The following is a 13,512-nucleotide window of genomic DNA, read 5'->3' as shown; positions in this document are numbered from 1 at the left end:
CGCTCACTTGACGAAGAGCGCCAGCAGCAGCCAGACCGGCACCAGCGTCGACACCAGCGAGTCCAGCCGGTCCATCAGCCCGCCGTGGCCGGGCAGGATCGTGCCCAGGTCCTTGATGCCGAGATCCCGCTTGATCATCGACTCGACCAGGTCGCCCACGGTGGCCAGCGCCGCCGCCAGCGCGCCGATCACCGCTCCCTGCCACCACGCGCCGCCGAGCAGCCACGTCACCAGCCACGCGCCCACCGCCGTGCAGGTCACGACCGAGCCGGCGAAGCCCTCCCAGGTCTTCTTCGGGCTGATCAGCGACATCGGATGCCGGCCGAACAGCACCCCCGCCGCGTACCCGCCGATGTCGCTGGCCACCGTCACCGCGATGAAGACCACGACCCGATGGCTGCCGTCGTCGGGCGCCAGCAGCAGCGCCGCGAACCCCGCCAGCAGCGGCGGATAGAACAGGATGAACACCGACGCCGTCGCGTCGCGCACATAACCGTCGGTGCCGGCCGAGAACATCCGCCACACCAGCAGCCCGAAGGCGAACACCACGAACGTGCCCAGCAGCCACGCGCCGCCGCCCCAGTAGGCCGCCGCCTGCATCGCGACGAGCCCCGCCAGGATCGGCACGGCCGGGACCCGGATGCCGCGGGTGGCGAAAGCCTGCACCAGCTCCACCACGCCGACGCCGACCGCCGCGATCAACACCAGGAGGAAGAGCTCCTTGACGGTGTAGAGAGAGATCAGGACGGCGGCGCCCAGCCCGAGGCCCACGCCGATCGCCGCGGGGAGATTGCGGCCGGTGCGGCTGCCGCCGCCGGGGCTGGTGCCGGCCGTGCGTTCTTCCAAGACTTCTCCATAGGCCACGGCCCCCGCCGTCAGGCGAGGGCCGTAGATGCGCTACCTGCGACGGCCCGCTCGCGGGCGGCCCGTCGGCAGCGGGCCGCTCAGACTTCGAGCAGCTCGGCTTCCTTGTGCTTCAGCAGCTCGTCGATCTTGGCGACGTGCTTCTGGGTGAGGTCGTCGAGCTCCTTCTCGGCCCGCCTGACCTCGTCCTCGCCCGCGTCGCCATCCTTGATCATCTTGTCGAGCGTCTCCTTGGCGGAGCGCCGGATGTTGCGGATGGACACCTTGGCGTGCTCGCCCTTGTTCCTGGCGACCTTGATGTACTCCTTGCGGCGCTCCTCCGACAGCTCGGGGAAGGTCACGCGGATGACCTGGCCGTCGTCGGTGGGGTTGACGCCGAGGTCGGAGTCGCGGATGGCCCGTTCGATCGCGGCCATCGAGCTCTTGTCGTACGGCTGGATGAGCACCATGCGAGCCTCGGGCACGTGGAACGACGCCAGCTGCTGGATCGGCGTCGGCGTGCCGTAGTACTCGGCGTTGATCTTGTTGAACATGGAGGGGGTGACCCGGCCCGTCCGGATGCTCGCGAAGTCCTCCTTCGCGACCGAGACGGCCTTGTCCATCTTTTCCTCGGCTTCGAGGAGGGTTTCGTCGATCACAGCGGCTCCCTGTCTTCTAGCTGGCGGTGTCGGGCTCACACCTCATTTGCCTGCGGGACTCACCAGCGTGCCGATCTTCTCACCGCGGACCGCTCGCAGGATGTTGCCCTCGCCCATCAGGTCGAAGACCACGATCGGCAGGTCGTTGTCCTTGCACAGGCTGATCGCGGTGGCGTCCATGACCGCGAGGTCCCGCAACAGCACCTCTCCGTAGTCGAGCTGGTCGAACCGCACCGCATCGGGATTCTTCCGTGGGTCGGAGTCGTAGATCCCGTCCACCTGGGTGCCCTTGAGCAGCGCCTCGGCGCCGATCTCCAGAGCACGCTGGGAGGCGGCCGTGTCGGTGGAGAAGTACGGAGAGCCGAGCCCCGCGCCGAAGATGACCACGCGCCCCTTCTCCAGGTGGCGGATGGCCCGGCGCGGCAGGAACGGCTCGGCGACCTGCTGCATGGTGATCGCGGTCTGCACCCGCGTCTCGACGCCCCGCCGCTCGAGGAAGTCCTGCAGGGCAAGGCAGTTGATGACCGTGCCCAGCATGCCCATGTAATCGGCCCTGGCGCGGTCCATCCCGCCCTCGGACAGGGTGGCGCCGCGGAACATGTTGCCCCCGCCGACGACGATCGCCACCTGGACGCCCTCGCGCACCGCCTCGGTGATCGAGTCGGCCAGGTGATCGACGACGACGGGGTCGATGCCCAGCGGCTCGCTGCCGGCGAACGCCTCACCGGACAGCTTCAGCATCACCCGCTTCCAGCGAAGCTGGTTCCGAGTCGGAGCGGCCGCCGTCGTAGCGGGCTCCTGATTGTCCTGCACGGCGGCGGCCTCCCTCTCTAGCGGTTCGTCTGCACTGGAAAACTCGCTCCAGCCTATGCCTGACCCACCTTGAACCGGACGAAGGCCTGGACCTGAACGCCGTTCTCGTCGGCGTACTTGCCCACGGACTTCTTGTTGTCCTTGACGAAGGCCTGCTCCAGCAGCGTGAAGTCCTTGTACCAGGCCTTCACCCGGCCGTCGACGATCTTTCCGATCGCGGCCTCGGGCTTGCCCTCCTCACGGGTCATCTCCTCGAAGAGCTTGCGCTCCTTGTCGATGACGTCGGCGGGGACCGAGTCGGCCTTGAGGTACTGCGGGGCCATCGCGGCGGCGTGCTGCGCGACGTCCTTGGCGACCTCGGCGTTCGGCTTGTCGAGCTGGACGAGCACGCCGACGGTCGGCGGCAGCGCCGGGTCGGTCTTGTGCATGTAGGCGCCGACGTAGCCGCCCTCGAGCACGGCGAAGCGACGGATCTCGATCTTCTCGCCCAGCGTGGCGTTGGCGGCGTCGAGGTGCTCCTTGACGGTCTTGCCGTCGAAGGAGGACTCCAGCAGCGACGCGACGTCGGCCGGCTTGGCGGCCAGCACGTGGGCCACCACCTGGGCCGCGAGCTCCTGGAAGCGCTCGCCCTTGGCCACGAAGTCGGTCTCGCAGTTGAGCTCGAGCAGCGCCGCGGCGGAGTCGCCGTCCTGCTGGAGCGCGACGAGGCCGTTGGAGGCGGTGCGCGCCTCGCGCTTGCCGACGTCCTTGGCGCCCTTGAGGCGGAGCAGCTCGATCGCGCGGTCGAAGTCGCCCTCGGCCTCCTCGAGCGCCTTCTTGCAGTCCATCATGCCGGCGGCGGTGATCTCGCGGAGCCGCTTGACGTCGGCCATGTTCACGGAAGCCATTGCTTTTCCTTGTGGGATGTCTGTGGATGTCGTCGTGCGTCGGGCGGGCGCCGCCGCTCGGGCTCCCACCCCTGTCGTTACGGCACCGCGTGCCGCACAGAAGCCGGTACGCGTCCCGTGCCCGTCATATCAGGCCCGGAACGTACTGCTTGCCCGCCCTGCCGGAGCAGGGTCGTGAACCGCCGCTCCTCGGCCCCTGCGCCGAGAACCCCGGAGGGATCGTCGCGGAGCCACCGTCCGTCCTGACCGGGCCGTCGCCGTCTGCCGCTTCACGGAGCCGTCTGTCGAGCCCACGCGCCCCCGCCGTCTCCGGCCGGGCCCGCTCGGTGAGCGGCACCGTCGTCGACAGCTGGGCCCACGTCACGAGCGGCACCACCTTCGGCGGCTGAACCCGTTCGGCGAGCGGCACCACCTTCGGCGGCTGAGTCCGTGGTGCGAGCGGCACCACCTTCGGCGGCTGGGCCCGTGTCGCGAGCGGCACTGCTGGAGTCGGCGGCACTGCCTGGATCCAAGCGGAGCCGGTGGCGCCGGTCGGCTCGGTCACGGGCCGACCCGGACCTGCCCGGCCCGCGTCGGCCGTGCCCGGTGGTCGGGCACGGCCGGCGGCGGGAAGATCCGGGCTCGGCACGGGCGGATCAGGCCTGCTGCTCGCCCTCGGCGGAAGCCTCGGCGACCGGGGCCTCCTCGGCGGGAGCCTCGGCAGCGGGAGCCTCGGCAGCGGGAGCCTCGGCGGCGGCCTCGGCAGCCGGAGCCTCCTCGGCGGGAGCCTCGGCAGCGGGAGCCTCGGCGGCCTCCTGCGGCTTGGCCTCGCCCTGCTCGCCACCACCCTGCTCGATCAGCTCGCGCTCCCACTCGGCCAGCGGCTCGGCGGCGGCGGGCTTCTCGTCACCGCGGGAGGCGCCCGAGCGGGCCATGAGCCCGGCGGCCACGGCGTCGGCGACCACGCGGGTCAGCAGGCCGACGGCGCGGATCGCGTCGTCGTTGCCCGGGATCGGGTAGTCGACCTCGTCCGGGTCGCAGTTGGTGTCGAGGATCGCGACCACCGGGATGCCAAGCTTCTTGGCCTCGCTGATCGCGATGTGCTCCTTCTTGGTGTCGACGACCCACACCGCGCTGGGCACGCGGCCCATGTCGCGGATGCCGCCCAGCGTGCGCTCCAGCTTGTCCTTCTCACGCCGGCGCATGAGGAGCTCCTTCTTGGTGAGCCCCGAGGCGGCGACGTTGTCGAAGTCGAGCTCCTCGAGCTCCTTCAGGCGCTGCAGCCTCTTGTGCACGGTGGAGAAGTTGGTGAGCATGCCGCCGAGCCAGCGCTGGTTGACGTACGGCATGCCGACCCGGGCGGCCTGCTCGGCGATGGCCTCCTGGGCCTGCTTCTTCGTGCCGATGAACAGGATCGTGCCCCCGTGGGCCACGGTCTCCTTGACGAAGTCGAAGGCGCGGTCGATGTAGGACAGCGACTTCTGCAGGTCGATGATGTAGATGCCGTTGCGCTCGGTGAAGATGAAGCGCTTCATCTTCGGGTTCCAGCGGCGAGTCTGGTGTCCGAAGTGAACGCCGCTCTCGAGCAGCTGTCGCATGGTCACGACGGGGGCCATGAGCTGGTCCTCCAGGTTGGGCGTCCTGCCGAGGCGGGACGCATGCTCGGTTGTGTCGCGGTGGCCGGTCGGCACCGCCCTGATGCCCCGCAACCGCACCAGCCGGGCAGAGCCCGGACCGATGGAGCGGTCTGCTACGAGGCATGCGAAGTCGGCCTGCGGTCACAGGCCATCGGAAAGTCTACCTCCCGTGCCGCCCCCACCTGACCGATCAGGTCAACGGGGGCCGGATCGGTCCTTCGCCGCATCGTGGTCCTCGGTGGGCAGGCCAGGGACCGGTCTGCGGGCCCGTACGAAGAGATTGATCTGCGCCTCGGCGAGCCGCGAGCCCTCGGGCAGCGACTCCCGGCTCCGGCTGCTCGCCGCGTACGGCCGGATCAGCTTCTCGATCTCCTCCGCCAGGTGGGCCATCTCGGCGGCGTCGAGCCGGAGCGTGGCCCGGGCGAAGCGGGTGGCGTCGCGCCACTCCTCGGGCTCGTGGTCGAAGGCGGCCTGCGCCCGGTCCAGCTCCTCGTCGGCCTCCCGGCGCAGCGCGCGGATCAGGAGGTTCTTGGCCTCGCGCACGTCCGGCTGATCCTCGGGACGCAGGCCGATGGTGAGGCGCGTATCGGTCGACCGCCACAGGCGCTCCCGGCCGTCGCCCCTGGGCGGGGCGTCCTCGACGAAGCCGTACTTGGCGAGCATGCGCAGGTGGTAGCTGGCGGCGCTGGGCGTGATGCCGGCGCTCCGGGCCACCTCGGTGGCGGTGGCGCTGCCCTCGACGCGCAGCCTGCTCAGGATCGCCAGCCTGGCCGGATGGGCCAGGGCCCGCATCGCCATGGGATCGCTGAGCCCCTCCGTGTCCATGCGCCCAAAGGTACCGCGCTCAGATCTGAAGGGTTGCCTTCACAACTCTGAAGGATTACTTTCATAGTCCTGAAGGGTTTCTTTCACACATTGGAGAGACGCATGCATCCGCCCGTACCGCTGCGCCGCCGGCGTGACTACCGGCTGCTCTGGTCGGCGCGCACCATCTCGATCACCGGCTCGGAGGTCTCCAGGCTCGCCGTACCGCTGACCGCGATCACGCTGCTGGCCGCCTCCCCCTTCCAGATGGGCTTACTCACGGCCGCCGCCGCGGTGCCGGCCCTGCTGTTCGGCCTGCACGCGGGCGCGATCGCCGACCGCCTGCGCCGCCACCGGCCGCTCATGATCGCCTGCGAACTGGTCTCCGCCGCCGCCGCCCTCACGGTGCCGCTCGCGTGGCTCCTCGGGGTGCTCACGATCCCGTTGCTGATCGCCGTCGCCCTCGTGATCGGCACGGCGGCGGTGCTCTTCAGAGCCGTCAACTTCCCGTACGTGGCCGCGCTCGTCCCTCCCGACCAGAGGACCGCGGCGATGGCCGGGTTCAACGCCGCCTACTCGGTCGCCTCCGTCACCGGGCCCGGCCTCGCGGGCGTACTGGTGCAGATCCTGACCGCGCCGCTGACCGTCCTGGTCGAAGGGATCTCGTTCCTGGTGTCCGCGCTGCTCCTACGGTCGATCCGGACCCCCGAGCACCGGCAGCCCGCCCCCTCGCGCGGCCTCTGGAACGACGTGGTCGAGGGCCTGCGGGCGAGCGTCTCCCAGCCCGTGCTCCGTGCCCTGCTCGGCGCGGGGGTGACGATCAACTTCTTCGCGATGGCGTTCACGGCCATCGCCATGCTCTACATGCTGCACACCCTCGGCATCCCCGAAGGCCTGATCGGCCTGCTCACCGCGCTCAGCGGCGTCGGCGGCATCCTCGGCGCCTGGGCCACCACCCGCCTGGCCAAGCGGTACGGCGAGAACAGGGTGCTGCTGGGATCCGTGCTCTTCTTCCCCATCGAGATCCTGGCCATGGGCCTCCTCAACGGGCCCCTCTGGTGGAACGTGACCGTGCTCGCCCTCACCGTGACGGCGACGGGCGGCATCGTCGTGGCGTTCGCCTCGTGCATGAGCGCGATCATCATGCGCGAGACGCCCGAGGAACTTCGCGGCCGGGTCAACGCGACCTCCACCTTCGCCGTCCACGGCGTCCTGGCGCTGGGCGCGCTCGTGGGCGGGGCGCTGGCGGAGGTACTCGGGCTGCGCACGGTGATCCTGCTCTGCGCGGCCGGCATCGCCACCGCCACCTTCTGGATCTGGGCCTCTCCCCTGCGCTCCCCCTCCCCTCCCGACACCCCTTCCTCGGACGGGCCCGCTTCCCCCGCTCCGGACAGCCCCGCTTCCCCGAACCAGTCCGTCGCTCCGGCCGAGTCCGTTTCCCCGAACGGGTCCGCCTCTTCGGGCGAGTCGGTCACCCCGGCGGGGTCCGTTTCCCAGAACCAGTCCGCTTCCTCTGCTCAGTCCGTCACCTCGGCCGAGTCGGCTTCCCGGGACCAGCCCGCCTCGCCGAGCAGGCCCGTCACCCCGGCCAGGCCCACCTCTCAGGGCCAGCCCGCTTCCCAGAGCGGACCTGGCACCTCGGCCGGGTCCGTCTCCCCGGATCAGCCCACCTCCCTGGGCGAATCCATCACCCACGCCAGGCCCACCTCCGAGGACCGGTCCCCTTCCCAGAGCGGACCTGGCGCCTCGACCGGGTTCGCCTCCCAGGACCGGTCCGTCACTCAGAGCCGGTACGCCTTCTGGAGCCGCTCCGGCTCCCCAGGCCGCCCCGCCGACGCGTCCTCCCCCGTACCGCTGCGTTCTTCGGCGGTGCACGAGCGCGCGATCACCAGGCGCCAGCCCCTCGTCTAGCTGTACTGACCGAGTGACGTTGGTCGACCCACCCGAAGCAAAGTGGATATAAATTGTCCACTATGAGGATGGGCAAAGGGGTTGAAGCAGCACTGCACTGCTGCCTGGTCATGCACTGGCTTGAGGGGCGACCCATCACGTCAGCACAGCTCGCCGAGTTCTTCGACCTGCCGCCGGCATATCTGCAGAAGACCCTGCGGTCGCTGGTGGCAGACGGGATCGCCGAAGCGGTACGCGGTCAGTCCGGTGGATTCGCGTTGGCTCGCCCTGCCGCGAAGATCTCTCTGATGGATGTCGTGGCGGCAGTCGAAGGGCGTAAGCCCGCCTTCCAGTGCGAGGAGATCCGCCTCGCTGGGCGGTCCGGCGAGCTCGGCCCCCGCACTGGCCAATGCGCCATCGCACATGCCATGGCCCGCGCCGAGACGACCTATCGTGCGGCCTTGGCAGCGCAGAGCATCGCTGACATCGCCGACCAGACCGGCCTTGGTGTCCGCGATCGCACGGTCGCCGCTCTGACCTGACTTCACCACCGCCTCAATGCGCACCGATCACCCAGCCGTCGAAGATTGTGGACAATGGCTATCGATAATTCTCCTCGGTGGTGGCCGTGCCTGCTGCCTTTGCTGGCCGCCACGATCGCTGTCGGAACGGATGCCTGGGTCGTCGCAGGCTTCCTCCCGACGCTGGCAGGCGACATGGCGGTGCCGACCGCCACAGCGGGCTTGTCCGTGACGGTCTTCGCGGTGGCGTACGCGCTGGCCGCTCCGGTGCTCGCGGCGTTGACGAGCCCGATCCGGCCGCGGTTGGTGATCACCATTGCGCTGGCAGTCCTCGCAGCGGCCAACGTCGTGTGCGCTGCGAGCACGGTGTTCCCGCTGTTTCTTGCAGGGCGGGTGCTGGCGGCGCTTGCCGCCTCGATGGTGACGCCCGCTGCAGGCGTTCTGGCATCCCGTACCGTCGGTGAGCGGCACCGCGGACGGGCTTTGGCCTTGGTCATCGCAGGCCTGACGGTCGCTACAGCCGTCGGCGTCCCGGTCGGCAGCGTCTTGGCCACTGTCACGAACTGGCGGGTGGCTCTTCTCGCGGTCGCGGTCCTGGCAGGGATCGCAGGGCTTCTGATCCACAGGACTGCGCCGAACCCACCCGCCGGAGCGCGTCAGCGCATCGCCGAACGGCTTGCACCGCTGACGCAGCCCCGAATCTTGGCGATTCTGGTCCTCACCGCCTTGGGGATGGCGGCCGCCTACGTCCCGTATGCCTACGTCTCCACGTTGCTCCTCCCGGGGGAAAGCGGTTGGCTCGTCGGCGTCCTCACCGCGTACGGGATCGGAGCGGTGTGTGGGTCTTTGGCGAGCGGACACCTGACCGACCGTCTCGGATCCAACAGGACGCTGACCATCGCCTATGTGCTGATGGCTCTGTCATTGGCGGCGCTGGCCATCCGCCCGCCTGCGATCGTCGCGGTCGTCGCGGCTGCGCTCTGGGGCACTGCAAGCTGGATGCAAACCCCGCCCCAGCAGCACCGGCTGCTTGCAGCCGCACCCGTGAGCGGGCCGGTGACCATCGGCACCAACGCGTCGGCTTTGTACGCCGGGATCGCACTCGGCAACGCGCTCGGGGGAATCCTCCTCGGCGCCGGCGCGACGTCAATGTGTCTGGTGGCGGCCGCCGGGGCTCTCGCGGCATTGATATGGAACCGTGTGCTGTCCTTCAGTCTCCGCCCTGCGGCGGTCGCGGCAACCAGCCGCCCTTCTCACGATTGATCAACCTCTCCGGTCAGTACATCCAGCGGGCACGCCCATTCGTCATCCACAACCGCGCCGCCCCGGCACGCCCTTCATCCACAGAACCCTGTTCGCCCTCACCGCACCCACCCGCCGAACCGCACACTCACGGGCATGCCTCTCCGCACCGTCCTCGCCGTCCTCGGCCTCACCTGCGCCTTGTCCTTGCTCACCACCCCAGCGAACGCAAGCCCACACGCGGTCACAACCCCAGCGAACGCAAGATCGCATGCGGTCACATCGCCCTCCCCACCCCACCACGCCCGACTCCCACCGACCCCGCGACCCGCCTCACCCCGACCAGCCCTCCAACTCCGCGCACTGCCCGAACCTCACCGCCCCCCACCCGCCGACACCCTCTGGCGCTGGCCCCTGGGCGGTAACCCCGAGATCATCCGCCGCTTCTCCCCGCCACCCGCACCCTGGCTGGCCGGCCACAGAGGCGTCGACCTCGCCGCGCCACCGGCCACCCCCGTCCTCTCCGCCGGTCCAGGGTCGATCGGTTTCGCAGCCCCCGTAGCAGGCAGGGGCGTCGTCACCGTCAACCACCCCGGCGGCCTACGCACCACCTACCTGCCGGTCACTCCAGCCGTCCGCCGAGGCGACCTCGTGTCCACGGGAGACCTCCTGGGCACCCTCGCCACCGCCCCGCCACACTGCCCGGAATCCTGCCTCCACTGGGGGCTCCGGGAAGGCACGACCTACCTCAACCCCCTCCTCCTGCTGACCGGCCTCCGCATCCGCCTCCTGCCCTACTGGCGATCCGACCCACCAGCCGCCACGCCCCCTCAGCAAGCAGCACGCCCATCCCCCAGCCAACGATCACCCACGTTCACGCCCGGGCAGGCAACCTCACCGGCTCACCCCACCGAGCCCCCTGACCCACACCGCCTCCCAACCTTCCTTGCCCGATCCACCACCGGCCCCCTCCCCGAGCCCTACGCCCTGCTGGCCCTCCTCGCCGCACTCCTCCTGCTCGGCTCCCTCCTCCACCTGGTCCGTACGAGAACCCGCCGACGCCGCCAGGGCAAACACACGCCCCACCCGCCGACCAAGGGCCAACACCGCAAGCAACGCCCCACCTGACCCCGCCTCAGGCCGATCCCGCAGGATGACCCCGCGACCTCATCACCCCCGCCAGCGAGAAACGATCGGCAACAAGCGCCCTGAAGAGCTCCCCGACGGCCGCGAAAGGCTGGTAGCACGGCGGTGATCCAGCCACGACGCAGCCCACCCACAGGCGCAGGCCTCTACGAGGTAACCCACCCGCAGCGCTCGGGCACCGTGGACACGGACAACCCCGGCGACGCGGACGACGCGGACGACGCGGACGACGCGGACGACGCGGACGACGCGGACGACGCGGACGACGCGGACGAGACAATCTTCCTGGTCAAGCTCGAGGGTGGGCCTGGTTGTAGGCGCGGCGGAGGCGGTCGATCGAGACGTGCGTGTAGACCTGGGTGCTGCTCAGAGAGGCATGACCCAGCAGTTCCTGCACGCTTCGCAAGTCGGCCCCTCCTTCGAGCAGGTGGGTGGCCGCGCTGTGCCGGAGCCCGTGCGGCCCCATGTCCGGGGCCCCTTCCACCTGCCGCAACCGAGCGTGCACCACGCGCCTGACCGTGCCCGCGTCGATCCTCCCGCCCCGTACCCCCAGGAACAGCGCGGGCCCGCTCCCCTCGCGCACCCACAGAGGCCTGCCATGCACACACCATCTGTCCAGGGCCTGCAGCGCCGGAGCGCCGAAGGGCACCGCCCGCTCCTTGCGCCCCTTGCCGAGCACCCGAACGACCCGGCGATCCCGGTCCACGTCGTCGACGTCCAGCCCGCACAGCTCACTGACCCGGATCCCCGTCGCGTACAGCACCTCCAGCATGGCCTGGTCGCGCAGTTCCCTCGGTTCACCGGTGGACGGGGTTACGAGCGCCTGGCGGGCCTGCTCCTGATCGAGTACGGCGGGCAGCGCGCGAGGAGCCTTGGCCGTCCCCAGCAGCAGGCCGGGGTCATCGGAGAGCCACCCGCGCCGATGGCAGAAAGCGGTGAACGTCCGCAGACACGCCGTCCGCCGCGCCAACGTGGCCCGAGCCTTGCCCGCGTCGTGTTGCGCGGCCAGCCATCCCCGGAGCGCGACCACGTCCAGGCCCTTGAGGTCGCCGCCGAGGTGTTCGAGCAACGCGGTCACATCACCGAGATAGGCCCGGACCGTATGCGGCGAGAGGTCCCGTTCGAAGCGCAGGTACGACTCGAACTCCCCGATGACCTCATCGACGCCCACAGCCCCTCCCCGGCCTACCACCCCACCAGCTTCCTCCCATGGTTACCCGCTTGTCCCCATGAAGCCGCTTCTCATGCAGGCTCCCGCCCAGGAGCGCCTCAAGCCCCCGGTCGGTCAGCCCCTGGCCGGGGGCGCCTCAAACACCAGTCACTCCGGTGGTGCCGTGCATGCGGGGCAACCCACCATTGCATGCCAGCCGTCCCGAAGAAGCCGACGCATTACCTCCAAGACGTCACCTCAGCGCGCCGAATAGTTGAGCTTCCCGAGAGGCCAGTGCTCGGACAGCCAGGCGGTGACGGCCTCGTACAAGGGCACATCGAGATCGGCTCGGTCGGCCCGGACCCAAGAGGACACGTCGGCATCGTGGTCGTCGCTCCGGGAGGGATAGATGTAGACGCAACCGATCACCTCGTCGCCGTCCGCGTCGAGGACGGTGTAGGTGAACCCTCGGCGACGGGCGAAGTCGTCCGCATGGCGCTGCAGGTCCGCGAGGTTCGCCTCCAGGGTCATACCGCCCACGGGCGGCCAACTGCCGTCCGGATAGCCCGGGGTCGCGCGGATGTGCTCGATGCTGCCGGTCCAGGCAGCGTGGTCGGAGACGTTGTGCTGAGGGCCGAGGGGCTCCAGGCGGAACTGCGGCGTGACCAGTTCCCGGGGAACGGCGAAGTCGTCGGGGACGAATGCAGGGTCGTTCATGAAGCCGAGGCTATGAGGCCGAGCTTGCGCGCCGCATCTGGATTGATCTCGCCGGCGTCGCCGGCGAGCGATGCTCAGATCAGTACACCGACGACCGTACGAGCATGAAGGTTCGCAAGGTCTACGAGACGACGTCCCCTGATGCCGTAGCAAAGGTGGCCGACGGCCGGAGCGGACAGCCGCCGTTCTACGGCTTCCCCGGACCACGACCCCATCGAGTCAGTCTTCTCCACCATCCGCTCCCAGACCAAGGTCACCCACAGAGCCGGCTACCGCCTAGGATCCCGCCCCCGGCGGACAAGACCTCATCGCCGAACCGACCGAGATGCTGCAGCGTGCCCCTCGCAGGCACACAGCACCACCCAAGTCCGCAAACATCAGCCACCTGATCCAGTGGAGACGCTGCAGCCCTGTCCATCCAGGGGGTCATGGCGTCATGAGGACGCAAGATCACATGCCACAGGCGTCGTCAACGCTCAGCGTCAGGAAGGGCGAGGACGCAGAACTCGTGGCCCTCCGGGTCGATCAAGCACGTCCACGGAACGTCGCCCTGGCCGACGTCCAGGTCAGCAGCGCCGAGGGCTCGCACCCTGGTTACCTCCGCTGATGTGTCGTCGCCGGGTTGCGGCAGCAGGTCGAGATGGATGCGGTCCGGCACGGTCTTCACATCAGGCGTGCGAATGAATTCGAGATACGGGCCGACCTTCTTGGCAGAGCGCAACGACGCATAATCGTCGGTCACCTCGTGCAGGGTCCAGTGGATCGCCTCGCCCCAGAACCGCGCCATGGCCCGTGGGTCGGCGCAGTCGATGACCACCGCGGCGATCGGCCCGGTGTCCCGGTAGACCTCCCGAGGCTCCAGCACGCAGAACTCATTGCCCTCGGGATCGGCGAGGACCATCCACGGGACATTCCCCTGACCCACCTGAGCGGGCGTCGCACCGAGAGCCCGGAGGCGCGCGACCAACTCCGCCTGATGGGCAGCAGAGGTGGTGGCGAGATCAAGGTGCACCCGATTCTTGGTCGCCGTCTTGGGTTCTGGAACGGGAACGACGTCGATGCAGACGGCGACGGGGTCCGGCCAGACCAAGCCGCCGGCGGGCCCTACGTAGGTACTCACCCCTGGGCTGTAAGCACTCCAACCGAGCGCCTCCGCCCAGAACCGTCCGACCGCCGAGGGGTCAACAGCCTTGATGTTCACCTGGACTGGTCGCAGCGCCATGC

General features: G+C 69.6%; 13 protein-coding genes. 4 read left to right on the top strand and 9 right to left on the bottom strand.

The window, feature by feature from the left end:
- Positions 1–3 precede the first annotated feature (3 nt).
- The 6 genes from ACGFI7_RS40020 to ACGFI7_RS39995 all read right to left on the bottom strand — a co-directional run bounded on the left by ACGFI7_RS40020 (position 4) and on the right by ACGFI7_RS39995 (position 5,643).
- On the bottom strand, positions 4–846 hold the full coding sequence (locus ACGFI7_RS40020; RefSeq protein WP_393414474.1) for a phosphatidate cytidylyltransferase: 843 nt from the start codon (positions 844–846) through the stop codon (positions 4–6).
- Positions 847–944: 98 nt separating this feature from the next.
- Complete coding sequence (frr, locus tag ACGFI7_RS40015; protein ID WP_393414471.1) at positions 945–1,502, bottom strand: ribosome recycling factor; 558 nt, start codon at positions 1,500–1,502, stop codon at positions 945–947.
- A 42-nt stretch (positions 1,503–1,544) separates the two neighbouring features.
- Entirely contained in the window at positions 1,545–2,243 is a 699-nt protein-coding gene (pyrH, locus tag ACGFI7_RS40010) for a UMP kinase (protein WP_393414468.1), read from the bottom strand.
- Positions 2,244–2,368: 125 nt separating this feature from the next.
- Positions 2,369–3,202 carry a translation elongation factor Ts gene (tsf, locus tag ACGFI7_RS40005; protein ID WP_393414465.1) on the bottom strand — a complete coding sequence of 278 codons (834 nt, stop codon included), beginning with the start codon at positions 3,200–3,202 and terminating at the stop codon, positions 2,369–2,371.
- A gap of 635 nt (positions 3,203–3,837) precedes the next feature.
- On the bottom strand, positions 3,838–4,797 hold the full coding sequence (rpsB, locus tag ACGFI7_RS40000) for a 30S ribosomal protein S2 (protein ID WP_393414462.1): 960 nt from the start codon (positions 4,795–4,797) through the stop codon (positions 3,838–3,840).
- A gap of 216 nt (positions 4,798–5,013) precedes the next feature.
- A complete protein-coding gene (locus tag ACGFI7_RS39995; protein WP_393414459.1) occupies positions 5,014–5,643 on the bottom strand; it encodes an ArsR/SmtB family transcription factor in 630 nt (209 codons plus the stop codon).
- Between the two features lie 102 nt (positions 5,644–5,745).
- Here ACGFI7_RS39995 and ACGFI7_RS39990 point away from each other — a divergent pair, with 102 nt between their 5' ends.
- From ACGFI7_RS39990 to ACGFI7_RS39975, 4 genes are all read left to right on the top strand, one after another.
- Positions 5,746–7,533: an MFS transporter gene (locus ACGFI7_RS39990; RefSeq protein ID WP_393414456.1), complete on the top strand. Its 1,788-nt coding sequence runs from the start codon at positions 5,746–5,748 to the stop codon at positions 7,531–7,533.
- Positions 7,534–7,595: 62 nt separating this feature from the next.
- A complete protein-coding gene (locus ACGFI7_RS39985; RefSeq protein WP_393414453.1) occupies positions 7,596–8,054 on the top strand; it encodes an RrF2 family transcriptional regulator in 459 nt (152 codons plus the stop codon).
- Positions 8,055–8,153: 99 nt separating this feature from the next.
- Positions 8,154–9,296 carry an MFS transporter gene (locus ACGFI7_RS39980; protein WP_393414450.1) on the top strand — a complete coding sequence of 381 codons (1,143 nt, stop codon included), beginning with the start codon at positions 8,154–8,156 and terminating at the stop codon, positions 9,294–9,296.
- A 135-nt stretch (positions 9,297–9,431) separates the two neighbouring features.
- Positions 9,432–10,403, top strand: a complete 972-nt coding sequence (locus ACGFI7_RS39975; RefSeq protein WP_393414447.1) for a M23 family metallopeptidase — start codon at positions 9,432–9,434, stop codon at positions 10,401–10,403.
- Positions 10,404–10,710: 307 nt separating this feature from the next.
- On the opposite strand, the gene ACGFI7_RS39970 is transcribed toward ACGFI7_RS39975, so the two are convergent.
- The 3 genes from ACGFI7_RS39970 to ACGFI7_RS39960 all read right to left on the bottom strand — a co-directional run bounded on the left by ACGFI7_RS39970 (position 10,711) and on the right by ACGFI7_RS39960 (position 13,510).
- Entirely contained in the window at positions 10,711–11,592 is an 882-nt protein-coding gene (locus ACGFI7_RS39970; RefSeq protein WP_393414444.1) for a tyrosine recombinase XerC, read from the bottom strand.
- 237 nt (positions 11,593–11,829) lie between these two features.
- Entirely contained in the window at positions 11,830–12,288 is a 459-nt protein-coding gene (locus ACGFI7_RS39965) for a GNAT family N-acetyltransferase (protein ID WP_393414442.1), read from the bottom strand.
- Positions 12,289–12,757: 469 nt separating this feature from the next.
- Positions 12,758–13,510, bottom strand: coding sequence for a VOC family protein (locus ACGFI7_RS39960; RefSeq protein ID WP_393414440.1), 753 nt, complete (start codon positions 13,508–13,510; stop codon positions 12,758–12,760).
- Positions 13,511–13,512 lie beyond the last annotated feature (2 nt).

Origin of the sequence: Nonomuraea sp. NPDC048826 (genome assembly GCF_043198225.1) — a bacterium.
Taxonomy (GTDB): Bacteria; Actinomycetota; Actinomycetes; order Streptosporangiales; family Streptosporangiaceae; genus Nonomuraea.
Note: the sequence above shows the minus strand (reverse complement) of the source record. Positions and strands in the feature narration are given on the sequence as shown.